Raw genomic sequence first — 23272 nt, 5'->3', positions numbered from 1 at the left:
GATTGACCCTTAGTCGGAGTTGGACGGGTGCTTTTTGAAACTCGCACGATGCGGGAATCGTCCGCGTCGCGCGCAATCTGCTCATGCGCGGGCACTCGCATGCGGCCCGGCGCGAAGATGCGCGGCGCGTGCTTGCGGTGCGTCGGTGTTGTCTCTGCGTGTTCTTGTAGTTGCGTCGTTCTTGCGTCGTTCTTGTGCGTTTTTTTGCGTTTTTTTGCCGTTTTCAGCGCGACGGCGGCTTCGAGGCCGAATCGCCGCCGCTCCAGCCGTATTGCTTGATGGCGCGTTCGAGTTCCTCGGACTTGTCGGAGTCGACATGCGAGCCGGCCGGCATCGTGGCGAACTGCGGCGACGCGCCGGTCGTGGCCGCGGCCTGCGTGCTGCGCGTCGCGACGTTCGTCTGCACGACGGGCTGGGCGACGGCTTGTGCGACGGCCGCGGGCGGACGGGGCACGGCTGCCTGCATCGTCGCCGTCGATGGCGGGAGCGCGCTGCTCTGATTGCCCGATTGCGGTGGATGCGGCACGGCGGTGCGCGTCGGGGGCGCCGACGGCTGCGGCGGATCTTCGCCGAGGTAATACGCGCCGCGCGGATTGGCCGGACGAGCGGCTTGCTGCTGCGGCTCGTCGCCGATGTAATAGGGCGCGCGCGGGTTCGCGGCACGCGAATTCGCGGCGGAAGGCTGGGCGCTTTCTTCACCGAGATAATAGGGCGCGCGCGCCGCTTGCGTGACGGGCGGCGGAGCGGCCTTCGCAGCGGCCGGTTGCGACGGCGCGGGCACGGCGGCTTGTGTCGTGGCCGGTTGTGGCGTCGCCAGGGGCGTCGGTTGGGGCGTCGGTTGCGTGGCCGCTTGCGGCGCGGGCGTGGGCATCGTCATCGTCGTGGCGACGGTCGGCGCGGGCGGCGGATTGATCGTCGTCGCGGTGATCGCGGCGGTCGCCGCCTGGCCACGCGCGATTTTCTCCGCGCGCGATTCGTAGGCAGCGTCGTCGTCGGCCCAGCGCGCGGCGGTGCTGCGTTGCACCGTGCGCCTGTCCGGCGTGGGCTTCTGAGTAAACCCGTTCGTCTTCGCGGCCTGCGCGGCCGCCGCTGCAACGTTTGCCTGCGCGGGAAGCTGAGCGGGCGCGGCAGCCGCCGTGTTCGCGGCATCCGCGGCGGGCGCCGTGCCCGGCACGCGTTTGGCGAGCGCGGCCACTGCCGTCGGCGCGAGCCAGCCCGCGTGCGAAATCACGCGTTCGAGCATGGCTTGCGATTCGATGTTGCTGCCGTCGAGGGCGAGTGCCTCGCCCGCGTTCTGCTGCACGCACGCCCACGCGGACGTGCGCTCGCAGGCGCGCGCGAGTTGCAGCGCGGCGTCGCGCTGCGCTTCGCGCTTGACGAGCTCGTCCTTCAGCGATTCGTAGTCGGCGCGCGCCTGTTGCTGCGGCGGAAGCATTTTGAGCCGCGCGCGGGCCGTGGCGAGATCGTGCTGATCCAGCGCGACGCGCACATCCTGCAGCGCATTGCCGGACGGAGCGGCGGCCAACGGGCGCCGGTCCGCCGCGGCCGGTGCGGCAGGCGTGCCGGGCGCGTCGGTTGCGCCGCGCATCAGCGAACCGACCTTGGAATCGATCACGCCCGAAACGCTGTGATCCGCGGACGGCGTGCTCGAACCGCCGTCCGAATCGCCAAGCTGGTAATAGAACGTCGCGCCGAGCAGCAACACGAGACCGCATGCACCGGCGATGACTGTCTTCTTCGTGTTCCACCGCTCGGAACCGGGCAGGGCGTCGGGATCGTTGCTGGAATCGGCGAAGGCGTTGCGTGCGGATTCCTCGGCGCGGCGCGCGCGATATTCCGCCGCCTTTTGCGCGATGCGCTCACTCGCGCGCTCCGTCCAGCGCGAGCGCATGCCCGGCTCGACGCGCCCGGCGCCATCCGAGTCGAGGGAAGCGGAAGAACCCGATGCGGACGCACCCGCCGATGCGAGCGGCGCCGATGCCTCTTCGAAAACGTTCTTGCGCGATTTGCCCGAGGCGGCCTCGCGCGTCTGGCCGAATGCGGCGCTTCGGTCTGCGCCGCAATTGGGGCAACTGTCGGCGTTCTTGCGCACCGTGCTGCCGCACCGCTGGCAGACGACGGAGAACATGGATGCGGGAAACGTCAGTCGCGTGGTCATGCTAAAGCCCTCGAAGGACGTGTGCGTGAGGTTGCCAAAATCGCGTGGCCGCCAATGCGCGCCGAGCCGTCGCGCCTGTACGCGGGAACGGCGTCCCGCGGCAGCAATCCTTCGTATTCTTTGTCCGCGGCGCGCGCGCCAGCGGGAAACGACTATCCGACTATGGTTCAACCACTATCGGACGTCAATTGCCTTTCGCCCCTACTCCGGGCGGTGCTCTCGCTCACGATATTTCTGACATTTTGGGATCGCGGCGGCGGTTTTGAATCGCCAATCCTTAGCCGAAAAAAGACAACGGGGCGCGATCGCCGGATAACCCACTGATGTGAAAGCGATTCGAGCGCGTGATGAAACGTTGTAGCGAGCCCACGCCGAGTATGTCAACGCGGATCGCCCGAAGCGGCGGACGTTGCCGGGAGATTGGTAAGGCTTCCGAATCATCGTTCGAAAGGTTTGCCTTTCGTGCTCCGGCGTTGCGCAGAAGCGAAAAAGCCGCGGCGCGAATGACGCGCCGCGGCTTTAATCAGACCGACCCGAAGCGTTATTCCGCCAGTTGCAGCTTGCCGTCGATGCGGCGGTTCAGGCCGAGCGGATTCGCCGTCTTCAGCGCGTCGGGCAGAAGCGCGTCAGGCAGATCCTGATAGCTGACCGGGCGCAGGAAACGGTTGATCGCGAGACTGCCGACCGAAGTCGAGCGGCCATCCGCCGTCGACGGGAACGGGCCGCCGTGCACCATCGCGTGGCCGACTTCCACGCCTGTGCCGAAGCCGTTCACCAGCAGGCGGCCGGTGCGGCGCTCGAGCGCGGGCAGGACGCGCTTCGCATCGGCGTAATCGGCCTCGTCGATATGCAGCGCCGAGGTCAACTGGCCTTCCAGCGATTCGATCAGATCGATCATCGCGTCGAGGCTCGGGCAACGCACGACCAGCGACGATGCACCGAAGATTTCCTCTTGCAGATCGTGATTCTTGCGGAACGCTTCGGCGGTGGTGACGAACAGCGCCGACTGGCCCTGATTGTCGCCCTTCGCTTCGAGGCCGCGCGCGGCGGTGGTCACGTCGGCGTTATCGGCGGTCTTCGCGACCGAGTTCGCGTACGTCTTGCAGATGCCCGGCGTAAGCATCGTCTGCGCGGCGGTTTCCTTGAGCGCAGCGGAAGCCGCTTCGATGAACTTGTCGAGATCCGGGCCGTCGACGGCCAGAATCAGGCCCGGATTCGTGCAGAACTGGCCCGCGCCGAGCACGAGCGACGAGACGAACGCCTTGCCGATGGCTTCGCCGCGATTCTTGAGCGCGTTCGGGAACAGCAGTACCGGGTTGATGCTGCTCATTTCCGCGTAGACGGGGATGGGTTCCTTGCGCGCCGCCGCGATCTTCATCAGCGCGACGCCGCCGCCGCGCGAGCCAGTGAAGCCCGCCGCCTTGATGCGGTTGTCGGCGACGAGGCCCTGACCGATGTCGCGGCCGCTGTCGAAGAGGAGCGAGAACGTGCCTTCGGGCATGCCGCAGTCCTTCACGGCCTTCTGCACCGCGCGGCCGACGAGCTCCGCCGTGCCGGGATGCGCCGAGTGCGCCTTGACGATGACCGGGCAACCGGCGGCGAGCGCCGACGCCGTGTCGCCGCCGGCGACGGAGAACGCGAGCGGGAAGTTGCTCGCGCCGAACACGGCGACCGGGCCGACGCCGATATGACGCAGACGCAGATCGACGCGCGGCAGCGGCTTGCGCTCGGGTTGCGCCGGATCGATCCGCACGCCGAGAAAATCGCCATTGCGGACGACATCGGCGAACATGCGCAACTGGCCGACCGTGCGGCCGCGCTCGCCTTCGAGACGCGCGCGCGGCAGGCCGCTTTCGATCATGCAGCGCTCGATCAGGTCGTCGCCGATATCGAGGATGTTCTGCGCGATCGTTTCCAGGAACTTCGCGCGCGCTTCGGGCGCGGTTTCGCGGTAGACGTCGAACGCGGCCCAGGCGAGGGCGCACGCGCGGTCGAGGTCCGCGAGCGTCGCGCCGCCGAAAGCCGGTTCGATGGCCGCGCCGGTCGACGCGTTGACGGCCTTGATCGAGCCATTCGAGCCGAAGACCGATTCCTGACCGATGAGCAGGTTGCCAGTGAGTTGCATGATGTCTCGTCCTTGCTTGGAGTGATTCGCGGCAGCCGCATGTACCGGTTGTACGATGACTGCACCTTGCCCGACTATACGGCTTCGCGCGTGCGCCTGTATAGTGAAACCTTTCCATCGCTTGATCGCTTTTTGGAATCATCCCGCGCTTTCCCGCACGCCGAAAGATGAAGAACACGCTCGATGTATTGATGTCGCGGCTGCGCATGAAGCAGCTTCAACTGCTGATCGCGCTCGACGACCACAAATCGCTGCACAAGGCGTCGAGCGCCATGGCGATGACGCAATCCGCCGCGAGCAAGGCGCTCGCCGAACTCGAATCCATGCTGGAAGCGCCGCTATTCGAGCGTGCGAAGAGCGGGCTGATCCCGAATCCGTTCGGCCGCTGCGTGGTGCGCTACGCACGCGTGCTGGCCGCCGATCTCAACGCGCTCTGCCAGGAAGTCGCGCAGATTCGCGCGGGCACGGGCGGGCGGCTGACCGTCGGCACGATCATGGGCGCGGTGCCGGGCGTGGTCGCGCCGATCGTCAACGAGATGCACGCGAAGCATCCGGATCTGGCGATCGAAATCGTCGAGGATACGAGCGCGCGCATGCTGCCGATGCTCGACGACGGCCGCGTCGATCTCGTCATCGGGCGCTCGAGCGTGTCGGATCAGCCGTCGAAGTATCAGTATCAGCCGCTGGCGGACGAGCCGCTTTGCATCGTCGTCGGTCAGGGTCACGAGCGCACGGGCGAGCCGGAAGTCGGTTTCGCCGATCTCGCGCGCTATCGCTGGGTCACGTATCCGAGCTATATGCCGATGAGCGCATTGCTGGAACGCGAACTCGATCTCGCCGGCCTGCCGATGCCCGCCAATCCGATTTCCACCGCCTCGCCGCTGATGACCGTGACGCTGCTGCAGGAGAGCGCGGAACTCGTGTCGATTCTGCCGGCGAGCGTCGCGAAAGTGTTCGAGCGCCACGGCATGCTGCGCATTCTGCCCGTTCGCATGAAGTCGAAATCGCAGACCTACGGCATCGTCACGCGCAGGGGCGGCGAGCTTTCGCCGGCGGCGCGGCAGTTCGTGCAGATGTTGCGCGAGCAGCGCCGGCCGAACTGACACTCAGCGCGTCGCGACGATGAACAGGCGCGGGAAGGGCAGGAGCACGCTGCCGTCGTCGAAAACGGTATATGCGGTTTTCAGGCCGGCGCGATAGCGGTCGAGGAACGCGGCCGCTTCCTTCTCGTCGAGCTTCGCGAGGAACGGCCGCAGCGCCGAGCCCTTGAACCATTCGATGATGGCATCGACGCCGCCGTCCAGCGGATGATGGTACGTCGTGCGCCACACGTCGACGCGCGCGCACAGCGGCTTGAGCAACGCGTAATACCAGTCCGCCCGGAAGCGCGCGGTGCGCTCCACGCCCTTCAGCTTGTCGCGCCAAGGGCCATCGGCGGCGGCTTCGCGCATCAGGCGGTGCGCGGGTTCGTCGAGATTGTCGGGCATCTGCACGGCGAGCTGCCCGCCCTTCGCGAGCTTGCCGGCGAGCGACGGAAACAGCGTCTCGTGATCGGGCACCCACTGCAGCGCCGCGTTCGCGAGAATCAGATCGAACGGTCCTTCTGCCTGCCACGCGGAAATGTCGGCGAGCGCGAATTCGACTTGGGGCAGGCGCTTTTTCGCCGCGTCGATCATGTCGCCCGAATTGTCGACGCCGATCACGCGCGCGTTCGGCGCATGCGCGATGAGCGTTTCGGTTGAATTGCCGGGGCCGCAGCCGAGATCGACCGCCGTGCGCGCGGCTCGCGCATGAGTCGCGTTCAGCAGATCGCGGACGGGGCGCGTGCGCTCTTCCTCGAACAGCGAATATTGGCGAGCTTGCCATTCGGGCGATGATGTCGTCATTGAAGGCTCCAGTCGATGTTCGTCGTGATATCACACGCGATTCTAGATGCGCGGGCCGCGCCGATCCAAAGCCGCGCGACGGCCTTTGAATGGAACGCTGAATCCGATGTGCACGCGAGTCATTGAAAAAACTCGGATATGTCCCTTTCGCGCGGGCATCGCGCCTATACTGGCGAAGCATTCGCGGGCGGTTCCAGGCAATATCGGAACTTGCTTTCGCATGCATATCACGAACATCATTCGCGCCGCCCTCCGGCGCCTTAAGCACTCGGGGACTCGCAGATGAGCGACACGTCAGTCGGCGGCTTGAAGGGTCTCGTGGACGCGCTGCGCGCGCAGCAAGACGCGCTCACCGAACGCTGGATGAAGCTCGTGTTCGGCGATCAGGAAGTCGAACATTCGGATCAGCTCACGTATCGGCAGCTTGCGGATCATCTGCCGAGCATCTTCGATGAAATCTGCATCGTGCTGGAATCGCGCAATCTGCGCGACCAGGAAGGCGCGATCGAGCGCGACGCGCGCCAACACGGGCAATGGCGCTGGCAGCAAGGCTACCGTATCGATGAACTCGTGCGCGAACTCGATCTTTTTCGTCAGGTGTTGCTGCTCGCGATCGGCGAATACGCGGGCGCCCATGACGATCTTTCGCGCGCCGACGAAGAGCACGCGCGCCTCATGACCGATGAAGTCGTGAGCTTCGTCACGCTGGCGTCGATTCGCGAGGCGATCGGCGAGCGCGATCGCAAGATCGACGAATACACCGGCATGCTGGAGCGCGCCAACTACGAGCTGACGCTGCGGCAAAAGCTCATCGGCGATTTGTACGAGACGCGCATGCAGGTCACGCGGCGCGTCGCGCACGATCTGCGCAATTTCCTCAACGTGTTCTCGACGGCGCTGCAACTGGCCGCGCGCTCGGCCGCGAAGCGCGAGACGGCGCTCGGACTGGCGAACCGGCAAGTCGCCGACATGGCGTCGCTCGTCGACGAGATGGTCGAATATTCGAAAGTGCTGGGCGACGATTCGGTGCTGACGGTCGAGCCGTTCGATCTCGTCGGTCTCTTCGACGAGCTGATGCAGGCCTGCCGCGTCGCGACCGAATCGAAGGGATTGAAGCTGATCGGCCATCTCGATCCGGCGCTCGGTGAGGTGACGTCGAACCGGCTGAAGGTGAAGCAGGTCGCGCTGAATCTGCTGTCGAATGCGATCAAGTACACGTCGTCGGGCGAGATCGCACTGTCGATCGCCGCCGCGCCCGATCAGCGCTGGAAATTGCGCGTCGCCGATACGGGCGTCGGCATCAGCGTGGCGGATCAGGAGCGCGTGTTCGAGGAATTCGAGCGCGCCGCCGATGACGACATTCCCGGCGCCGGGCTCGGCCTTGCGATCGTCAAGGAGTTGTCGCGCACGCTGGAAGGGGAACTGCGCTTCCAGTCGTCGAAAGGGCGCGGAAGCGTGTTCGAAGTGACGTTCCCGATGGTGCTGGAACCGAAGGCTTCCGACGCTCAATAAGCGAAAAAAGGCGGACGGGTCGCCCCGTCCGCCTTCCGGTCACCACGACGCCTGAACGATGCTCAGGCCGCCGCTTCTTCTTCGACCACTGCTTCGTCTTCCACCGACGCGCGGATCAGATGGTCGAACGCCGAGAGCGCCGCCTTCGCGCCTTCGCCGACCGCGATCACGATCTGCTTGTACGGCACCGTCGTCACGTCGCCCGCGGCGAACACGCCCGGCAGCGAGGTCGCGCCCTTCGCATCGACGACGATCTCGCCGTGCTTCGACAACTCGACTACGCCCTTCAGCCATTCGGTGTTCGGCACGAGGCCGATCTGCACGAACACGCCTTCGAGCTCGACGTGATGGCTCGCGCCCGTCGCGCGGTCCGTGTACGTGATGCCGTTGACCTTCTTGCCGTCGCCGGTGACTTCGGTCGTCTGCGCCTCGGTGACGATCGTCACGTTCGGCAGGCTGCGCAGCTTCTTCTGCAGGACCGCGTCGGCGCGCAGCTCGTTGCCGAATTCGATCAGCGTCACCGCCGACACGATGCCCGCGAGGTCGATCGCCGCTTCCACGCCCGAATTGCCGCCGCCGATCACGGCGACGCGCTTGCCCTTGAAGAGCGGGCCGTCGCAGTGCGGGCAGTACGCCACGCCGCGTCCGCGATACTCGCGCTCGCCCGGCACGTTGATTTCACGCCAGCGCGCGCCGGTCGACAGAATCACGGTCTTCGCCTTCAGCACCGCGCCGCTCGCGAGATGGATTTCATTGATGCGGCCCGGCACCAGCTTCTCGGCGCGTTGCACGTCCATGATATCGACTTCGTAGCTCTTGACGTGCTGCTCCAGCGCCGTGGCGAACTTCGGCCCTTCGGTTTCCTTGACGGAGACGAAGTTTTCGATGGCCATCGTATCGAGCACCTGACCGCCGAAGCGCTCGGCGACGACGCCCGTCGCGATGCCCTTGCGCGCCGAATAGATCGCCGCCGCCGCGCCGGCAGGACCGCCGCCGACGATCAGCGTGTCGAACACCGGCTTGTTCTCGAGTTCCTTCGCCGCGCGCGCCGATGCGCCCGTGTCCAGCTTCGCGAGGATTTCCTTCACGCCCATGCGGCCCGAGCCGAAGCTCTCGCCGTTGACGAACATCATCGGCACGGACATGACCTGGCGTTCCTCGACTTCCTGCTGGAACAGCGCGCCGTCGATCGCGACATGCTTGATGCGCGGGTTGATGATCGCCATCACGTTCAGCGCCTGCACGACTTCCGGGCAGTTCTGGCACGACAGCGAGAAATACGTCTCGAACGCGAAGTCGCCGTCGAGATTCTTGATCTGCTCGATGATGGCGTCGTCGAGCTTGATCGGATGGCCGCCGGCTTGCAACAGCGCGAGCACGAGCGACGTGAATTCGTGGCCCATCGGGATGCCGGCGAAGTGGATGCCCGCAGCCTTGCCCGCCTCGCCGATGGTGAAGGACGGACGACGCACGCTGGCGTCCTCTTTCTCGACGACGCTGATCCGCGCAGACAGCGTAGCGATCTCGTCGAGCAGGCTTTTCAGCTCACGCGACTTGTCGCTGTCGTCGAGGAAGGCGACGAGTTCGATCGGCCGGGTGACTTTTTCCAGATACGCTTTTAATTGATTCTTGAGATTGGCGTCGAGCATGGCGATGTCCGTTCCTTGACTTGGGATATTGCAGACGTGTTCCGCCGCGGCGCTGCGAAATTCGCAGCGCCGGACGAACACGTTTTTTGGGGTGAACCTGCCGCAGAACCGCGGCAAGTTCGATACAGCGCTCGTGAAGTACGAGACTTAGATCTTGCCGATCAGGTCGAGCGACGGGGTCAGCGTTTCAGCGCCCGGCGTCCACTTGGCGGGGCACACTTGACCCGGATTCTTCGCGATGTACTGAGCAGCCTGAACCTTGCGGAGCAGTTCGCCAGCGTCGCGGCCGATGCCGTTGTCGTGCACTTCGCACAGCTTGATCTCGCCTTCCGGGTTGATCACGAACGTGCCGCGCAGCGCCAGGCCTTCTTCTTCGATCAGAACGTCGAAGTTGCGCGAGATCGCGAGCGTCGGGTCGGCGATCATCGGATAGTTGATCTTCTGGATCGTGTCCGACGTGTCGTGCCATGCCTTGTGCGTGAAGTGCGTGTCGGTCGAAACCGAGTAGATTTCCACGCCGAGCTTCTTGAATTCTTCGTAGCGGTCAGCCAGGTCGCCCAGTTCGGTCGGGCAGACGAACGTGAAATCGGCCGGGTAGAACACAAACACCGACCACTTGCCCTTCAGGCTTTCATCGGTGACGGTCACGAACTCGCCATTGTGATAGGCGGTTGCTTTGAACGGCTTGACTTGACTGTTGATGATGGGCATTACCAGTTTCCTTTTGGAGTGGTGTTGAAGAAGTAAGTGAACTATACAGGAAAGCTATCGTACTTGCGAAGTGGATTGATTTTATTGTCGGGATAGCGCCGGGCTATCGACGCGATATTTTGGCGTTTTCCCGCACAAGGCATTCTGATTGCATGCGCCTTCGCAGGTTCCTTAAACAGACTTGGTCGCTTTCACTTTCATTTCAAGGAGGCAGTATGAAAATAGGAATCATCGGAGCGGGCAATATCGGTTCGGTGCTGGCACTGCGCTTCACCGAGAAAGGGCATGACGTGCGTATCGCGAACTCGCGCGGCCCGGCGTCGCTCGCGGATATCGAGCGCGAGACCGGCGCGAAGGCCGTCCAAGCGCGGGACGCGGTGAAGGACGCCGAAGTCGTCGTCGTCACGATTCCCGAAGCCAAGGTGCCGAACCTGCCGAAGGATCTGTTTGCGGGCGTGCCGGCGAGCGTCGTCGTGATCGACACCGGTAACTACTATCCGCAGCAGCGCGACGGGCGGATCGAAGGCATCGAAAAGGGCACGCCCGAGAGCCGCTGGGTCGAGCAGCAGATCGGTCGGCCGGTCGTGAAAGCGTTCAACAATATCTATGCGGATCACCTGAAGAACCGCGGCAAGCCGCCGGGAACGCCGGGCCGCATCGCGCTGCCGGTCGCGGGCGATGACGCGAAGGCAAAGGCCGTCGTGATGAAGCTCGTCGATGAGATCGGCTTCGATCCGGTCGATGCCGGCCAGATCGACGATTCCTGGCGTCAGCAGCCCGCGACGCCCGTCTACACCGCCGATCTCGACGCCGCCGGCCTGCGCGCGGCGCTTCAGAAGGCCGATCCGGTGCGCAAGCCCGAATGGCGCGCGACGGACAAGAGTCCCGGCACCTTCGACCAACCCGCGTAGAAGCGAAAGACCGTACGGTAAAGCGCGGGAACGCGCGCGCGCCGTGAGACAATCTGCAAACTTTCCCGATGGGCTTTAACATGACGAACCGGGCTGGCGCAAAAATGCAGCCGCCGTCCGGCGTCGTGGACTCGCAGATTGACTATGAAAACCGCTTCTCCTACGCAGGACGTGCAGAACCCGCAACACCGCTTCGGCGAGTGCGACGAGTGCGCGGACGTCGAACTCGTGGCGACCGCCACCATTCCGACCCGCTACGGCACTTTCGCTTCGTACGTCTATCGCGTGAAGCACACGGATGTGGAGCACATCGCGTTCGTGATGGGCGACGTGAGCAGCGGCGAACCCGTGCTGACGCGCCTGCACTCCGAATGCGTGACCGGCGATGTCTTCGGCTCGTACCGCTGTGACTGCGGCGAGCAGCTCGATCTGGCATTGCGCTATATCGCCGCGGAGGCTCGCGGGATTCTGCTGTATCTGCGCGGCCATGAAGGGCGCGGCATCGGCCTCGCGAACAAGATCCGTGCATACGCGCTGCAGGAACAGGGGCTCGATACCGTCGATGCGAACCTGCATCTCGGCCTGCCCGACGACGCCCGCGAATACGATTCCGCCGCCGCGATCCTGCGTTCCATGAACGTGAAGTCGGTGCGATTGATGAGCAACAATCCGTCGAAGTTCGACACGCTGCTCAGGCACGATATTCCCGTATGCGAACGCGTCGCGCTCGCCATCCCGATGCGCGAGGAAAACGAGCGCTACATCAAGACGAAGCAGGCGCGCTTCGGGCATTACTTCGACGAGAACGAGTAAGCCCGACAGTGCGCGCGCTCACTGCGCGTCGTGAAAAATTACCCCGAGCATATGCCTGCGTCCCGAGCGCAGGCGGCTCACGCCGTGCTTCATGTTCACGCGATACGGCCCGCGCGTGCCCTGCACCGGCCGATGATGCACCGCGAAGAACACCGCATCGCCTTGCAAAAGCGGCACGACTTCCGCACGCGACTGCATGCGCGGACGCTGCTCCGTCATCACGAATTCGCCGCCGGTGAAATCGTGGCCGGGCGCGGAAAGCAGGATCGCCATCTGAATCGGAAAGACGTGCTCGCCGTAGAGATCCTGATGCAGACAGTTGAAATCGCCGGGCACGTAACGTAGCAAGAGCGGCGTCGGCCGTGTCTGCCCCGCGCGATGACAGCGCTCGATGAACGCCGCATGCTCGCGCGGATAGCGCGTCTCGATGCCCATCACCTCGTTCCAGCGATTCGCGACCGGCGCGAGATGCGGATACACCGCGCGCCGCACGCGTTCGAGCGCGCCCGGCAACGGATACGCGAAGTATTTGTATTCGCCGCGCCCGAAGCCGTGGCGCTCCATCACGACGCGGCTGCGAAAAATGCCGTCGCGATCGTAAAGCGCCGCGAGCGCCTCGCATTCGTCGCGCGAAAAAAGCGCCGACGCCGTCGCGCAGCCGAAGCTATCGAGTTGCGCTTCGAGATCGGCCCAGTCGAGCGCGTCGATGCGATCGCCGATATCGTCTGCCGTCGCGCGTTCGAGCACCTTCATGTCGTTCCTCCGGATGTGCGTGAATTCGAATGAAGTGTGCGCCCGCGACGCGACGCACGCACTCCGGCTCTTGCTGTGCAATTCAGTGCGCGGCCGCAGTCTCCGCGATGCGTTCGTACAGCGCGGCCTTGCGCGCGGCCATCTTCGCGCCGATCGCGACGAGATCCATCTGCGTCTTGCGCACGGCCGCGAAGAGTACGGTTTCCTCTTCCTCGATGTGATGCACCGCGTTTTCCTTCAGCACCTTGAACGTCGCGTCAAAACCGTCTTCGCCGGGGCGCAGGTTCGCGAATCGTTCGATCAGCGTCTTCACCAGAAAATGCTCGACGTAGGCTTCGTCCACGTCGATGCGCCGGTCCGCTTCGAGCGCGTTCTGCGCGCCCGGATACAACAATTCTTCCTCGACGATCGTATGGATCGTCAACAGTTCGCACGCGCGCTGTACGAGCGAGTTCTTGCGCTCGAAATCGTCGTGGTCCGCGCGTTCGAAGGCATCGAACAATTGTTCGATGGCGCGGTGATCGGCTTCGAGCATGTCGAGCGCATCGATGGGTCGCGGGGTTTGAGCGGTGGACATGGGGTTCTCCAATAGTGGGCTCTGTCGGCCCGGTAGCGACATCTGCGTGTCCCCAAGGTGCCGTAAAAAAGCAAGACGAATGCCCGCGATGGATCAGTTAACGGCGGCGGTGCGCGCGTCTAGATAGTGGTATTTCTCGATTCGCTCAAGTCGCGTTGGCGCAGCACTTTCACCTGCCACCACGCGGGCAGCAGCCGCCGCACTTCGGCGCGCGCGAAGCGGTCGTCGATCAGATAAAGCACGCCGCGATCGAGCGGTCCGCGAATCACGCGTCCCGCCGCCTGCACCACTTTCTGCAAGCCGGGAAAAAGATACGTGTACGCATAGCCCTCGCCGAACGCCTCGTGCATGCGCGCTTTCATTTGCTGATTGACGGGATTGAGTTGCGGCAGCCCGAGCGTCGCGACGAACGCACCGATGAGACGCGTGCCCGGCAGATCGATCGCCTCGCCGAACGCGCCGCCCAGCACCGCGAATCCGATACCGCGTCCATCGGCGACGAAGCGCGCGAGAAACTCGCGTTGCGCCGCCTCGCTCATCGCGCGGGACTGCTGCCAGCAGGGAATCGACGGATGACGCGCCGCCAGCGCCGCCGCCACTTGCGTCAGATAGTCGAAGCTGCTGAAGAAGCTCAGATAGTTGCCCTCGGCGCGGAAGTATTGCGCGGCGATGAGATCGGCAATGCGATCCACCGAGCGCTCGCGATCCCGATAGCGCGTCGAAAGATCGGCGATCGCGCGCACGTCGAGCTGATCGGCGGAGAAGGGCGATTCGACGTCGATCCGCACGCTCGATGCCGGCAAGCCGAGCGTATCGGCGTAAAAGTGCGCGGGCGTGAGCGTCGCCGAAAAGAGCGCGACGCTGTGCGCGCGCGCCAATCGCGGCGCGAGATGCGGCGCGGGAATCACGTTGCGCAGGCAGAGCGTGGCATTGCGCTTCTTCGCGTTTGCGCTCGCGTTTGCGTTCGCGCCGGAAAGCGTGATGTCGAAGATCGAATGCGACCCGAAACGCTCCGCGATGCGCGTGAAATGCACGGCATCGAAATAGAAGCGCAGCGTGTCGGGCGTGAAGGCGTCGGGCTGTTCGCCGAGCGTTTCTGTCATCAGCGAAACGGCTTGCCCGAGCGCGGTCAAAAAGCGCGCGGGCGGCTCCGTATGCGCCGCGTACTCGATGCCCGACGCTTGCTGCTCGCTCGCCGTCTCGTTCCAGCTTCGCGCGACGCGCCCGAGCGCCTTCTTGAGCACGCCCGGCGCGCCGCGGCGCATCGCGTTGAAGGCGGACTGATCGAGTGTCGCGGAATACATGCCGCGCGCGCGTTCGACGAGGTTGTGCGCTTCGTCGACGAGCACCGCCACGCGCCAGCGATTCGCCTCCGCGAGCGCGAAGAGCATCGCGCTCGTGTCGAAGTAGTAGTTGTAGTCGCCGACGATCACATCGCTCCAGCGCGACAATTCCTGGCTCAGATAGTACGGACAGATGTCATGCCGGCGCGCGACCTCGGCGACCGACGCCCGATCGAGCTGCGTGCATTGGAGCGCGGCGGCGCGCGCATCGGCGAGGCGATCGTAGAAGCCGCGCGCGAGCGGACACGATTCGCCGTGACACGCGCGATCGGGATATTCGCAAGCCTTGTCGCGCGCGACGAGTTCGACGACGCGCAACGGCTTCGCGGCGAGCGTCGTGAGCGCGTCGAGCGCGAGTTGCCGTCCCGCGCTTTTCGCGGTGAGAAAGTAGATCTTGTCGAGCTGCTGGCCGGGCCACGCCTTCAGGAGCGGAAAGAGCGTGCCGACCGTTTTGCCGATGCCCGTCGGCGCTTGCGCGGCGAGACAGCGCTTCGACACCGCCGAGCGATACACCGCTTCCGCGAGCGCGCGCTGGCCGGGGCGGAAATCGGCGTGAGGGAACGCGAGCGTCTTCAGCGCTTCGTCGCGTGCCGCCCCGTGCGCCAGTTCCTGCCGCGCCCACGCGATGAAGCGTTCGCACTGCGCCTCGAAATGCACGGCGAGCGCTGCGGCCGTTTGCGTCTCGACGAGCACGCTTTCGGTTTCATCGACGATATCGAAATAGACGAGCGCGATGTCGATGGCTTCCAGCCCGAGCTTTCGGCACATCAGATGTCCGTAGACGCGCGCCTGCGCCCAATGCAGATGCCGATGATTCTCCGGCATCGATTCGAGCTTGCCGCGATGCGTCTTGATTTCCTCGAGCCGGTTGAGCGCGGGATCGTAGCCATCGGCGCGGCCGCGCACGAGTAGCGGGCCGTAGGTTTCCGAAAGCGAAATTTCCTTTTGATATCCGTCCGGCCGACGGTTCGTCACCGTGACATGGCCGGCGACGCCTTCCTGCGCGCTCGGCGTCGGCGTAAAGCGTAGATCGAGATCGCCCTGTTTCGCCGTGAACTCGCACAGCGCGCGCACGGCGACGGTGTAGGCGGGCTCGGATACTGTATGCATGTACAGGAGTCTAGCACGCGCCTTTCACGAAGCCGCGCGCAGCAGTTCTCCGAGCGTTTTCATCGCGTTGTCGATTTGCGGCGACCATGGATGACCGAAATTGACGCGCACATGATTCCCGAAATCGTGACGCGCGGAGAAGATCGGCCCCGGCGTCACGTTGATGCCGTGTTCGAGTCCCCGCCGATGCAACTGCATCGCGTCGACGTGATCGGCCAGTTGCAGCCACAGGAAATAGCCGCCGTCCGGCCGCCGATATGCGACGTCGGACGGCAGCCAGCGCGCGATGGCGTGCTCCATCGCATCGCGTTGCGCGAGAAGCGCGCCGCGCAGCTTGCGTAAATGCTTGTCGAAGCCGCCGTGCTGCAAATAATCGGCGATGCCCGCCTGAATCGGGACGCTGGTGGAAATGCTCGTCATCAGCTTGAGACGCCGGATCGCATCGGCGAAACGGCCCGCCGCGACCCAGCCGAGCCGATACCCCGGCGCAAGCGTCTTCGACAGCGATGCGCAATGCATCACGAGCCCGTTCGTATCGAAAGCTTTCGCAGGCGGCGGACGATCCTGCGCGAAATGCAGTTCGCCGTAGACATCGTCTTCGATCAGCGGAACCTCGTGCTTCGCGAGCAATGCGACGAGCGCGCGCTTTTTCTCGACGGAAAGCGTCGCGCCGGTCGGATTCTGAAAGTTCGTCATGAACCAGCACGCGCGCACCGGATGCTTGTCGAGCGCTTCGGCGAGCACGTCGAGATCGAGACCGTCTTGCGGATCGACCGGAATCTCCACCGCGCGCAAGCCGAGATGCTCGATAGCCTGCAACGCGGCATAGAAGCACGGCGATTCGATCGCGACGACATCGCCCGGCTGCGTGACGGCCATGAGGCAAAGCGTGAGCGCTTCCATCGCGCCGTTCGTGACGATGAGTTCGTCCATCGGCTGCGCGATTCCCATGCCGATATAACGCAGCGCGATCTGTCCGCGCAACGCCTCGTTGCCCGGCGGCATGTCGACGACGGTGCTCCACGGATCGAGCATCCGCGCCGCGTGCGCGAGCGACTTCGCAAGACGCTGCAACGGAAAGAGCGCCGGCGATGGAAACGCGGAGCCGAGCGGCACGACGTCCGGGCGCTTCACGGCGTCGAGCACGGAGAACACGAGGCTGCTTACGTCGATTGGCGCGGGTTCTTTCAGCGTCGCGCTCTCTTTCGGCGCGAGTGCGGCGCCCGGCGCGACGTAATAGCCGGAACGTTCGCGCGCGCGAATCAAGCCCCATTCTTCGAGCAGGTAGTACGCGCGAAAGACCGTCGACTGGCCGACGCCGTATTGCGTCGTCAAATGCCGCACCGAAGGCAGCCGTGCACCGACAGGCAGGCGGCCCGCGCGTATCTCGGCGGCCATCGTGTCGGCAAGGGCTTGGTAGCGCTTCATCGCGGGTATCGGTGAAAGGGCGCGAAATTGTCTCACGCTTTATCGACGGAATATCGACGCCCCGCCGCGCGTTTAATGAATAAGCGGCTTAATCGCCGTGCCCGCTTTTCAATCTTTCGGAGGTGGTTCCATGAAGCTCGCCAGAATCGCAACAGTCATGCTCGCGCTGCTCGCCGGCCTGCTCGCAGGATGTCAGACCGATGGCAGCTCGGGCGCGTCGGGCACGACATCGAACAGCGGCAGCAGCGGCGGATATTGATGCCGTATTTGCCCGCGGCGCTCGCGGCGTTCAAGTCGGCGCTCGGCAACGATGCGGTGCTCGCGGACGATATCGCTTCGTATCTCGATCCGTTCGCGCCCGGCGATGCATCCGCACACGCGCCATCTGCTGTCGTGTTGCCGAAGGACGTCGAAGGCGTGCGTGCGGCATTGGCGGTCGCGAATCGATATCGCGTGCCGCTCTGGACCGTATCGACGGGGCGCAACTTCGCTTACGGCGGCGCCGCGCCGCGTATGCCTGGTTGCGTCGTGCTCGATTTGCGGAGGATGAATCGCATCGTCGAGATCGATGAAACGCTGGCTTATGCGCTCGTCGAACCGGGCGTGACGTATTACGACCTGTATCGCGCGCTCGGCACGCCGCGGCGCTTCTGGCTCGATCCGCCCGCGGCCGGATGGGGCAGCGTGATCGGCAACACGCTCGAACGCGGTTACGGCACGACGCCATACGGCGACCATGCGGCGAATCAGTGCGGCATGGAAGTCGTGCTCGCGAACGGCGATGTCGTACGCACCGGCATGGGCGCGATGTCGTCGAGCCGCGACTGGCAGGTATTCAAGAGCGGCTTCGGGCCTTCGTACGACGGCATGTTCATGCAATCGAACTTCGGCGTTGTCACGAAGCTCGGCGTCTGGCTCATGCCCGCGCCCGAGGGCTACATGATCTGCCGCTACGCATTCGCGCGCGAGGACGATCTCGAACGCGTCGTCGATACGCTGCGCCCGCTGAAGATGGACGGCACCATCCAGAGCAACGCGGTCATCGAAAGCGCGGTGCGCTGGGCGGCAGGCGTGTCGACGCGCAAGCAATGGTTCGACGGCGACGGCGCGATGCCCGACGACGCCATCGACGCCATGGCGCGCAAGATCGGCATCGGGCGCTGGAACCTGCGCTTCTGCCTGTATGGGCCGAGAGCGCTCGTCGAGGCGCGGCGCGATATCGTGCATGCGCGCTACAGGCCGATCGCGGGCGCGACGCTCTTCGAGATGCCGTATCGCGATGCATCGGTCGAGCCGGAAGGCGGCGGCGATCGCGCGCAAGTCGGCATTCCGGGACTCGAAGCGTTCAATCTGCTCAACTGGCGCGGCGGCTCGGGCGCGCACATCGATTTCTCGCCGATCTGTCCGCCCATCGGACGCGATGCCGTGAAGCAGGTCCGCATGGTGCGCGAGCGCGCCGCGCAATTCGGCTTCGATTATTACGGCGGATTCACGGCCGGCGAGCGCGCGATGCATCACATCTTCGCGGCGATTTTCGATCGCGACGATCCGAAACAATCGCGCGATGCCGGCGCGCTCGTCGAAACGCTGATCCGCGATGCGGGCGCGGCGGGCTACGGGCAATATCGCACGCATCTGTCGTACATGGACCTCGCCGCCGCGCAATACGATTTCAACGATCACGCGCTGATGCGGCTTTCGAAGACGATCAAGGCGTCGCTCGATCCGAACGGGATTCTGTCGCCCGGCAAGCAGGGCATCTGGCGATGACGACACGGCGCGCGTTTCTTATCGCGATGGGCGTCGTGCCGTGGATGCCGTTCGGCGGCGCGACGCGGCCATCGGCGCGCACGTGGGTCGTCGACGGGGACTTGCCGCAAGGCGGCATCATCGTGCGGCGCGCGCGTCTGACGGGCGCGCAGATCGCATCTCTGTCGGGCGATGCGGGCTGGCTGTGGATCGAACGCCTGTCGTCGTCGCATGCGATCGGCGGCATCACGCGCTACGCCGATGCGTTCGTGTTGTCTCAACTCGGCGCAGGCGTCGGCATGCGCGCGACGCATCATCGAACGTTCGGTGACGGCGCCGTGCTCTGGACGCTCGAACGTTGCTGAACGCGGTTCGCTAAAATGACACGCATCTCAATATTGCCGCGCACGGACGAAACGATGAACGCCACGGACACACGCACGATCGCCGACTGGCACGCGCATGTCTATTTCGATGCCGCGAGCCGCGACGCCGCGTGGCAGCTTCGGCTCGTGATCGAACAGCGGTTTGCGACCGAATTGCAGGATGGCGCGCTGCGTCTGGGCCGCTTTCACGAGCGCCCGGTCGGACCGCATCCGATGTGGTCGTTCCAGTTGGGATTCGGCGATGCGCTGCTCGCGCCGATGCTCGCGTGGCTCACGCTGAATCACGGCGCGCTCGATGTCTTCATGCATCCGAATACGGGCGACGCGCTCGTCGATCATCGCGACTCGGCGGTGTGGATCGGCCGGTCGCACGAACTCTCGCTGAAGAGTCTGGGCGGTTGAGACGTAAAAAAGGCGGACCGCGTCCGCCTTTTGCTGGATCGCCGGCGAGTTACTTCTTCGCGCTTGCCGTCTTCGACGACACCACGCGCACGGCCGTCTGGCCAGCCACCGAGGCGTCGTTTTGCGCGGCCTCCACCACTTGCTGCGCGGCCTTCTTCGCCGCTTCGTAAGCGGAATTCGCCGATTCCGTCGCGGCATCGATCGCCGTGCGCCACGCCGTCACGACGGCTTCGCTGCCGACCGGCGCATTGCTCGCGAGACTCTCGACGAACGCTTGCACATTGCGCTGAGACTTCGCGATCTGGTCCTGCGCGGCTTCCAGATAGCCGCCGCGCACGCCCGACGCGATCTCATAGACGCCGAGCCAATAGGCCTGAACGCGCTGGGCGCTGTCTTGCAGGTGCTGGTTCTGAAGCGCGAAGAACGCCTGCGGATCGCGCACGGAGAGCGTTCTGGCGATGAGCGCCTGATGCTCGTCGAGCGCCGTCCTGACCGTACGCACGTTCAGATCGATCAGCTTTTCGAAGCCTTCGACGGCTTGTGCGGCGACACCGAACGTGGTGTCGACCCCCGCCTTTTGTGACGCGATTACATTTTCGGGCGCAAGACTGCTCATGCTCGACTCCATATGGAAATTGCCAATTGATTGCCGATGTATTTGTGCAATGCAGCGAACGACTTATTTTAAGGCAAGCGTGTGGTGTGTCAATTACGTTTTCCCGGCTTGACTTTAAACCACTCAGCCGTTTATTCAAAAATAACAGTGAGCGCAAAGTAAATAAGCGGAGCGATTAAGGACTCATCACACATCACACGAATGCAGGTAGAAAAGAAATAATCCCGACCAGTCGGCCTGCGAACGTGCGTTCATTAAACGCTTGCTGCAGGCGTCCAGGCGCGGCCTGTCGTAAACCCCTAAGACAAAAGTTCCCGAATGCGTTGTTTCCCCACTTGACGCATTGATGCGTTAATTGGAAGAATCTCGCACTGCAACATGCGCGACGGGCTTTCGGTAGGACGGACGATATTTCGGTATTTCTGTCACTGCCGCGTCATCGTGAATCAGTAGGATTCACCTCGCGCTAATGAGCCGGCGCTGAACGGCATAAAGATATAAATCGAGAGACTTGAAGAAAATGGGGCGACATTCCCAAACCCTTGGCCACCTTGAACGCAGTCACGAAGACAACGCCTTGCGGCGCGCCATGGCCGCACGACTCGACCGGGCCTTGCAGAAGGCAAACATCAGTTCCGCAAAAGCCGCTGGCTGGCTCGACGTGAGCGAGCACGACGTGCAATTCTGGCGGCGCGGCATCACGGTTCCGCCGTTCGCGGCATTCAATCGCATCGCGAAGGCGCTGGACATCGATCCGCATTGGCTCTGCACGGGCCAGGCCGAGCGCGCGCACGCCGCCAACTGAGCGTTTCGTTATCGTCAGACATCCGCCGATACGGCCGGCGCCGCCTTGCGTCCATGCAGGAGCACGGTGCCGATGCCGCTCGCCGCGATCACGCACATGCCGATCGCCATCCAGAAGTCGGGCACTTGTCCGAACAGCAACCAGCTGAAAAGGGCGGCGAACGCGAGCTGACCGTAGCCGAGCGGCGTCAGCACGGAGAGCGGCGCGCGCTTTAGCGCCTGAAGCATGAGTCCGTGGCCGGTGGTCGCCATCGTCGCCATGAAGACGACGAGCAGCCAGCTTTCGAATCGTACCTGCGCGAGCGCGGGCAGCATTTCGGCTTGATCCATCCACACGAGCACGCACAGCATGAGCGTCGCGACGAGCGCCGTGAGGAAGTTGGTCGTGATCGCGTCGTCGACGCGCGAAAGATGGCTCGACACCACCTGGAAACACGCGAACGTCGTCGCCGCGCCTATCGGATAGATCACCGTCCAGCTAAACGAGCTGCCGCCCGGCCGCACCACCAGCAGCATGCCGACGAAACCGATCGCGACCAGCGCCCACTTGCTGCGCGGCACGTCGTCTTTCAGCACGAGCGCGGCGAGCAGTGTGGAGATGAGTGGCGCGAGCATCGCGAGGGACGTGCTGACGGGCAACGGAAGATGCCGCAGCCCTGCGAACGTGCACGCGGAATTGGTCAGCAGCAGCACCGCGCGCACGATCTGCAGCTTGACGCTGCCCGTGCGAAAGAGGCCGAACGCGCGGCGGCGTATCTGCCACGCGCCCATGACGATCATCTGGAAAAGATAGCGAACCCAGAGCAAAGCCAGCAGAGGGACGGCGGTGCCGATCAGCTTGACGGTGGAATCGCTTGCCGCGAAGGTCGCGGTCGTCAGGATCATGATGGCGATACCGGCTGCCGTGTTATCGGTATCAATGCGGTATTGCGCCTTGCCCTCTAAGGTTGCCATCGAACTCTCGTGGTAGTGAAGGAACGGTTTTTAGGCCGTTGCTTCAATTCTCCCGGCATCGCAGGACGCTGGCAAGGCAACAGTAAAGTTCTTTTCCGCCGTGTTGCGCACAGGGCACGACGCGGGAAATGTACTAGACGGTTCGAACAATCGCATGCTGCGCTCATGCCGATTGCTGGCGGTCGTGCTTTTCGCTCCTAGTTTTTTGTGCCTTGAATTAAGACGCGGATTAGCGCTTTCCTATCTTCGACGCTCTACTATTCGTTGCACGCCAAACGAGAGAACGAATAGCAGCCATGCAAAAGAAGCGCATCATCCTTGCGGCCGCCATGATGTCGATGAGCCTTATCGCATTCATGTCGATGAGTAACAGTTACAGCGCCGCCGATACGTTCCCGATCGCTCGTGCGGCCCCGGAGCAGGTACAGGTGTTTCAGCAGTGAAGCAGTAGAAGCAGTAGAAGCAAGGCAGTATCCGCAGCAGCAGTAAAACGTGACGTGAAAGTGAGAAAAGAGCCGGACGTGTGCGCAAGCATCCGTCCGGCTTTTTCATGCGCGTCCGAAACGCATGCAACGCGCATGCGCCGACGCACATTATTTCGATGGAACGCCTTGCGCCTGAGCATTTGCCGCCTACACTTAAAGTAGTTTCTCAACTGCTTCGAAGGAGGCAACAATGAGAACGAGAACACGCGAAGTCGTTCGCCTGCTCGCGACGTTCCGCCACTCGGCGCGCTGTCGGACGTTGCGTGCGGCGGCGGCGGCGCAGGAAGCGCGCGATCTCGCCAACGAGCCTTCGTCCGACGACCCATCGGAAGACGATGAGCGCGCCGAGTCCGAAGCGCCCTCCGTCGTTCGCAAGCCTCATCCGGGCATGCACTGAAAACGCTGCGCTCAGACGCCCGCCGGATTCCTGAACGGGGAGAAGCGCCAGTGGCCGCTCGCGTCCTTGACCGCGATCGCGCCGTGCTCGTGCAGCATTTCGCCGATCGCGCCCGGCTTGATGTCATCGTTGATGCGGATGACGAGCAGCGTGCGCTGTGGCGTGGCGTCGTCGGCGGCATGAGACGCGGGCGGGCGCGGCGAGACCGGCTCGTGCGGCACGAACCGATTGCGCGCGCAGATCACGCCTTGGTGCTCGCCATGAGCGACGTACTCCGCATCGTCCTCGTCGTGCGCGGGCGGCAGCAGAGCATCGATATCGCTCTCGCCACGTCCTGCCCGATAAAGATGCGCGTCGTCGCGTCGCAAACCCGCGAGCTGCAATGCGCGAAGCGCGTCGTGTCCGTCCCGATAGGATCCGAACACACCAACTATGACCTGATTCATCGTCGCCCCCTCTGTCAGTCCGAATGAGTCGCGGACCGGCAATGTCTTCATGCGCGG

General features: G+C 64.0%; 23 protein-coding genes. 11 read left to right on the top strand and 12 right to left on the bottom strand.

Going from position 1 to position 23272, the window contains the following annotated elements:
- Nucleotides 1-223: 223 nt before the first annotated feature.
- A complete protein-coding gene (locus NCS00_RS18710) occupies nucleotides 224-2158 on the bottom strand; it encodes a zinc ribbon domain-containing protein (protein ID WP_250440698.1) in 1935 nt (644 codons plus the stop codon).
- A gap of 541 nt (nucleotides 2159-2699) precedes the next feature.
- Nucleotides 2700-4283, bottom strand: a complete 1584-nt coding sequence (locus NCS00_RS18705; protein WP_008352961.1) for an aldehyde dehydrogenase (NADP(+)) — start codon at nucleotides 4281-4283, stop codon at nucleotides 2700-2702.
- Between the two features lie 167 nt (nucleotides 4284-4450).
- Here NCS00_RS18705 and NCS00_RS18700 point away from each other — a divergent pair, with 167 nt between their 5' ends.
- Nucleotides 4451-5386 carry a LysR family transcriptional regulator gene (locus NCS00_RS18700; protein ID WP_008352964.1) on the top strand — a complete coding sequence of 312 codons (936 nt, stop codon included), beginning with the start codon at nucleotides 4451-4453 and terminating at the stop codon, nucleotides 5384-5386.
- 3 nt (nucleotides 5387-5389) lie between these two features.
- Here NCS00_RS18700 and tam read toward each other — a convergent pair whose 3' ends face one another.
- Nucleotides 5390-6169: a trans-aconitate 2-methyltransferase gene (gene tam / locus NCS00_RS18695; RefSeq protein WP_008352965.1), complete on the bottom strand. Its 780-nt coding sequence runs from the start codon at nucleotides 6167-6169 to the stop codon at nucleotides 5390-5392.
- Nucleotides 6170-6451: 282 nt separating this feature from the next.
- Here tam and NCS00_RS18690 point away from each other — a divergent pair, with 282 nt between their 5' ends.
- Complete coding sequence (locus NCS00_RS18690; protein WP_008352967.1) at nucleotides 6452-7681, top strand: sensor histidine kinase; 1230 nt, start codon at nucleotides 6452-6454, stop codon at nucleotides 7679-7681.
- A gap of 62 nt (nucleotides 7682-7743) precedes the next feature.
- On the opposite strand, the gene ahpF is transcribed toward NCS00_RS18690, so the two are convergent.
- Nucleotides 7744-9330 (bottom strand): alkyl hydroperoxide reductase subunit F, encoded by a 1587-nt coding sequence (gene ahpF, locus NCS00_RS18685; protein WP_008352970.1) that lies wholly within the window; start codon nucleotides 9328-9330, stop codon nucleotides 7744-7746.
- A gap of 147 nt (nucleotides 9331-9477) precedes the next feature.
- Entirely contained in the window at nucleotides 9478-10041 is a 564-nt protein-coding gene (gene ahpC, locus NCS00_RS18680; RefSeq protein WP_008352971.1) for an alkyl hydroperoxide reductase subunit C, read from the bottom strand.
- A 152-nt stretch (nucleotides 10042-10193) separates the two neighbouring features.
- On the opposite strand from ahpC, the gene NCS00_RS18675 reads away from it, so the two are divergent.
- Together NCS00_RS18675 and ribA are read left to right on the top strand one after the other, a co-directional pair.
- Nucleotides 10194-10952, top strand: coding sequence for an NADPH-dependent F420 reductase (locus NCS00_RS18675; RefSeq protein WP_284508150.1), 759 nt, complete (start codon nucleotides 10194-10196; stop codon nucleotides 10950-10952).
- 144 nt (nucleotides 10953-11096) lie between these two features.
- Entirely contained in the window at nucleotides 11097-11765 is a 669-nt protein-coding gene (gene ribA, locus NCS00_RS18670; protein ID WP_008352974.1) for a GTP cyclohydrolase II, read from the top strand.
- 18 nt (nucleotides 11766-11783) lie between these two features.
- On the opposite strand, the gene NCS00_RS18665 is transcribed toward ribA, so the two are convergent.
- From NCS00_RS18665 to NCS00_RS18650, 4 genes are all read right to left on the bottom strand, one after another.
- Nucleotides 11784-12518 carry a 2OG-Fe(II) oxygenase gene (locus NCS00_RS18665; RefSeq protein WP_033537062.1) on the bottom strand — a complete coding sequence of 245 codons (735 nt, stop codon included), beginning with the start codon at nucleotides 12516-12518 and terminating at the stop codon, nucleotides 11784-11786.
- Between the two features lie 82 nt (nucleotides 12519-12600).
- Nucleotides 12601-13095 (bottom strand): hemerythrin domain-containing protein, encoded by a 495-nt coding sequence (locus NCS00_RS18660; protein ID WP_250440696.1) that lies wholly within the window; start codon nucleotides 13093-13095, stop codon nucleotides 12601-12603.
- Between the two features lie 119 nt (nucleotides 13096-13214).
- Nucleotides 13215-15548 carry an ATP-dependent DNA helicase gene (locus tag NCS00_RS18655; RefSeq protein WP_250440695.1) on the bottom strand — a complete coding sequence of 778 codons (2334 nt, stop codon included), beginning with the start codon at nucleotides 15546-15548 and terminating at the stop codon, nucleotides 13215-13217.
- A gap of 24 nt (nucleotides 15549-15572) precedes the next feature.
- Nucleotides 15573-16976, bottom strand: a complete 1404-nt coding sequence (locus NCS00_RS18650; protein WP_175979486.1) for an aminotransferase-like domain-containing protein — start codon at nucleotides 16974-16976, stop codon at nucleotides 15573-15575.
- Nucleotides 16977-17106: 130 nt separating this feature from the next.
- Between NCS00_RS18650 and NCS00_RS33365 the strand changes: the two genes are divergently transcribed.
- Genes NCS00_RS33365 through NCS00_RS18635 form a run of 4 tightly spaced genes read left to right on the top strand, consistent with a single transcriptional unit; the run spans nucleotide 17107 to nucleotide 19513 of the window.
- The gene (locus NCS00_RS33365) at nucleotides 17107-17235 is read left to right on the top strand and encodes a hypothetical protein (RefSeq protein WP_268811676.1); all 129 of its coding nucleotides are present in this window, start codon (nucleotides 17107-17109) and stop codon (nucleotides 17233-17235) included.
- Nucleotides 17235-18746, top strand: coding sequence for an FAD-binding oxidoreductase (locus NCS00_RS18645; protein WP_250440694.1), 1512 nt, complete (start codon nucleotides 17235-17237; stop codon nucleotides 18744-18746). Before NCS00_RS33365 ends, NCS00_RS18645 begins: the two co-directional genes overlap by 1 nt.
- Nucleotides 18743-19090 carry a hypothetical protein gene (locus NCS00_RS18640; RefSeq protein WP_175979484.1) on the top strand — a complete coding sequence of 116 codons (348 nt, stop codon included), beginning with the start codon at nucleotides 18743-18745 and terminating at the stop codon, nucleotides 19088-19090. Before NCS00_RS18645 ends, NCS00_RS18640 begins: the two co-directional genes overlap by 4 nt.
- Nucleotides 19091-19144: 54 nt before the next feature.
- On the top strand, nucleotides 19145-19513 hold the full coding sequence (locus NCS00_RS18635; protein ID WP_033537083.1) for a DOPA 4,5-dioxygenase family protein: 369 nt from the start codon (nucleotides 19145-19147) through the stop codon (nucleotides 19511-19513).
- A 49-nt stretch (nucleotides 19514-19562) separates the two neighbouring features.
- Here the strand turns inward: NCS00_RS18635 and phaP are convergent, their stop codons facing one another.
- Entirely contained in the window at nucleotides 19563-20129 is a 567-nt protein-coding gene (gene phaP, locus NCS00_RS18630) for a TIGR01841 family phasin (RefSeq protein ID WP_250435994.1), read from the bottom strand.
- Nucleotides 20130-20649: 520 nt separating this feature from the next.
- On the opposite strand from phaP, the gene NCS00_RS18625 reads away from it, so the two are divergent.
- Nucleotides 20650-20934 carry a helix-turn-helix domain-containing protein gene (locus tag NCS00_RS18625; RefSeq protein ID WP_033537060.1) on the top strand — a complete coding sequence of 95 codons (285 nt, stop codon included), beginning with the start codon at nucleotides 20650-20652 and terminating at the stop codon, nucleotides 20932-20934.
- Nucleotides 20935-20948: 14 nt separating this feature from the next.
- Here the strand turns inward: NCS00_RS18625 and NCS00_RS18620 are convergent, their stop codons facing one another.
- A complete protein-coding gene (locus NCS00_RS18620) occupies nucleotides 20949-21887 on the bottom strand; it encodes a DMT family transporter (RefSeq protein WP_008352989.1) in 939 nt (312 codons plus the stop codon).
- A 296-nt stretch (nucleotides 21888-22183) separates the two neighbouring features.
- Here NCS00_RS18620 and NCS00_RS18615 point away from each other — a divergent pair, with 296 nt between their 5' ends.
- Together NCS00_RS18615 and NCS00_RS18610 are read left to right on the top strand one after the other, a co-directional pair.
- Nucleotides 22184-22330: a hypothetical protein gene (locus NCS00_RS18615; RefSeq protein ID WP_160172893.1), complete on the top strand. Its 147-nt coding sequence runs from the start codon at nucleotides 22184-22186 to the stop codon at nucleotides 22328-22330.
- A gap of 232 nt (nucleotides 22331-22562) precedes the next feature.
- Nucleotides 22563-22769: a hypothetical protein gene (locus NCS00_RS18610; RefSeq protein ID WP_008352990.1), complete on the top strand. Its 207-nt coding sequence runs from the start codon at nucleotides 22563-22565 to the stop codon at nucleotides 22767-22769.
- Between the two features lie 11 nt (nucleotides 22770-22780).
- Here NCS00_RS18610 and NCS00_RS18605 read toward each other — a convergent pair whose 3' ends face one another.
- Complete coding sequence (locus tag NCS00_RS18605) at nucleotides 22781-23215, bottom strand: hypothetical protein (RefSeq protein WP_008352992.1); 435 nt, start codon at nucleotides 23213-23215, stop codon at nucleotides 22781-22783.
- Between the last annotated feature and the right edge of the window lie 57 nt (nucleotides 23216-23272).

It is taken from the genome of Caballeronia sp. AZ1_KS37 (assembly GCF_023631165.1).
Classification (GTDB): Bacteria; Pseudomonadota; Gammaproteobacteria; order Burkholderiales; family Burkholderiaceae; genus Caballeronia; species Caballeronia zhejiangensis.
Note: the sequence above shows the minus strand (reverse complement) of the source record. Positions and strands in the feature narration are given on the sequence as shown.

Coding starts and splice junctions, on each gene's coding strand:
- NCS00_RS18710 (WP_250440698.1), bottom strand. CDS start 2,158: ATGACCACGCGACTGACGTTTCCCGCATCCATGTTCTCCGTCGTCTGC.
- NCS00_RS18705 (WP_008352961.1), bottom strand. CDS start 4,283: ATGCAACTCACTGGCAACCTGCTCATCGGTCAGGAATCGGTCTTCGGC.
- NCS00_RS18700 (WP_008352964.1), top strand. CDS start 4,451: ATGAAGAACACGCTCGATGTATTGATGTCGCGGCTGCGCATGAAGCAG.
- tam (WP_008352965.1), bottom strand. CDS start 6,169: ATGACGACATCATCGCCCGAATGGCAAGCTCGCCAATATTCGCTGTTC.
- NCS00_RS18690 (WP_008352967.1), top strand. CDS start 6,452: ATGAGCGACACGTCAGTCGGCGGCTTGAAGGGTCTCGTGGACGCGCTG.
- ahpF (WP_008352970.1), bottom strand. CDS start 9,330: ATGCTCGACGCCAATCTCAAGAATCAATTAAAAGCGTATCTGGAAAAA.
- ahpC (WP_008352971.1), bottom strand. CDS start 10,041: ATGCCCATCATCAACAGTCAAGTCAAGCCGTTCAAAGCAACCGCCTAT.
- NCS00_RS18675 (WP_284508150.1), top strand. CDS start 10,194: ATGCGCCTTCGCAGGTTCCTTAAACAGACTTGGTCGCTTTCACTTTCA.
- ribA (WP_008352974.1), top strand. CDS start 11,097: ATGAAAACCGCTTCTCCTACGCAGGACGTGCAGAACCCGCAACACCGC.
- NCS00_RS18665 (WP_033537062.1), bottom strand. CDS start 12,518: ATGAAGGTGCTCGAACGCGCGACGGCAGACGATATCGGCGATCGCATC.
- NCS00_RS18660 (WP_250440696.1), bottom strand. CDS start 13,095: ATGTCCACCGCTCAAACCCCGCGACCCATCGATGCGCTCGACATGCTC.
- NCS00_RS18655 (WP_250440695.1), bottom strand. CDS start 15,548: ATGCATACAGTATCCGAGCCCGCCTACACCGTCGCCGTGCGCGCGCTG.
- NCS00_RS18650 (WP_175979486.1), bottom strand. CDS start 16,976: ATGAAGCGCTACCAAGCCCTTGCCGACACGATGGCCGCCGAGATACGC.
- NCS00_RS33365 (WP_268811676.1), top strand. CDS start 17,107: ATGAAGCTCGCCAGAATCGCAACAGTCATGCTCGCGCTGCTCGCCGGC.
- NCS00_RS18645 (WP_250440694.1), top strand. CDS start 17,235: ATGCCGTATTTGCCCGCGGCGCTCGCGGCGTTCAAGTCGGCGCTCGGC.
- NCS00_RS18640 (WP_175979484.1), top strand. CDS start 18,743: ATGACGACACGGCGCGCGTTTCTTATCGCGATGGGCGTCGTGCCGTGG.
- NCS00_RS18635 (WP_033537083.1), top strand. CDS start 19,145: ATGAACGCCACGGACACACGCACGATCGCCGACTGGCACGCGCATGTC.
- phaP (WP_250435994.1), bottom strand. CDS start 20,129: ATGAGCAGTCTTGCGCCCGAAAATGTAATCGCGTCACAAAAGGCGGGG.
- NCS00_RS18625 (WP_033537060.1), top strand. CDS start 20,650: ATGGGGCGACATTCCCAAACCCTTGGCCACCTTGAACGCAGTCACGAA.
- NCS00_RS18620 (WP_008352989.1), bottom strand. CDS start 21,887: ATGGCAACCTTAGAGGGCAAGGCGCAATACCGCATTGATACCGATAAC.
- NCS00_RS18615 (WP_160172893.1), top strand. CDS start 22,184: ATGCAAAAGAAGCGCATCATCCTTGCGGCCGCCATGATGTCGATGAGC.
- NCS00_RS18610 (WP_008352990.1), top strand. CDS start 22,563: ATGAGAACGAGAACACGCGAAGTCGTTCGCCTGCTCGCGACGTTCCGC.
- NCS00_RS18605 (WP_008352992.1), bottom strand. CDS start 23,215: ATGAATCAGGTCATAGTTGGTGTGTTCGGATCCTATCGGGACGGACAC.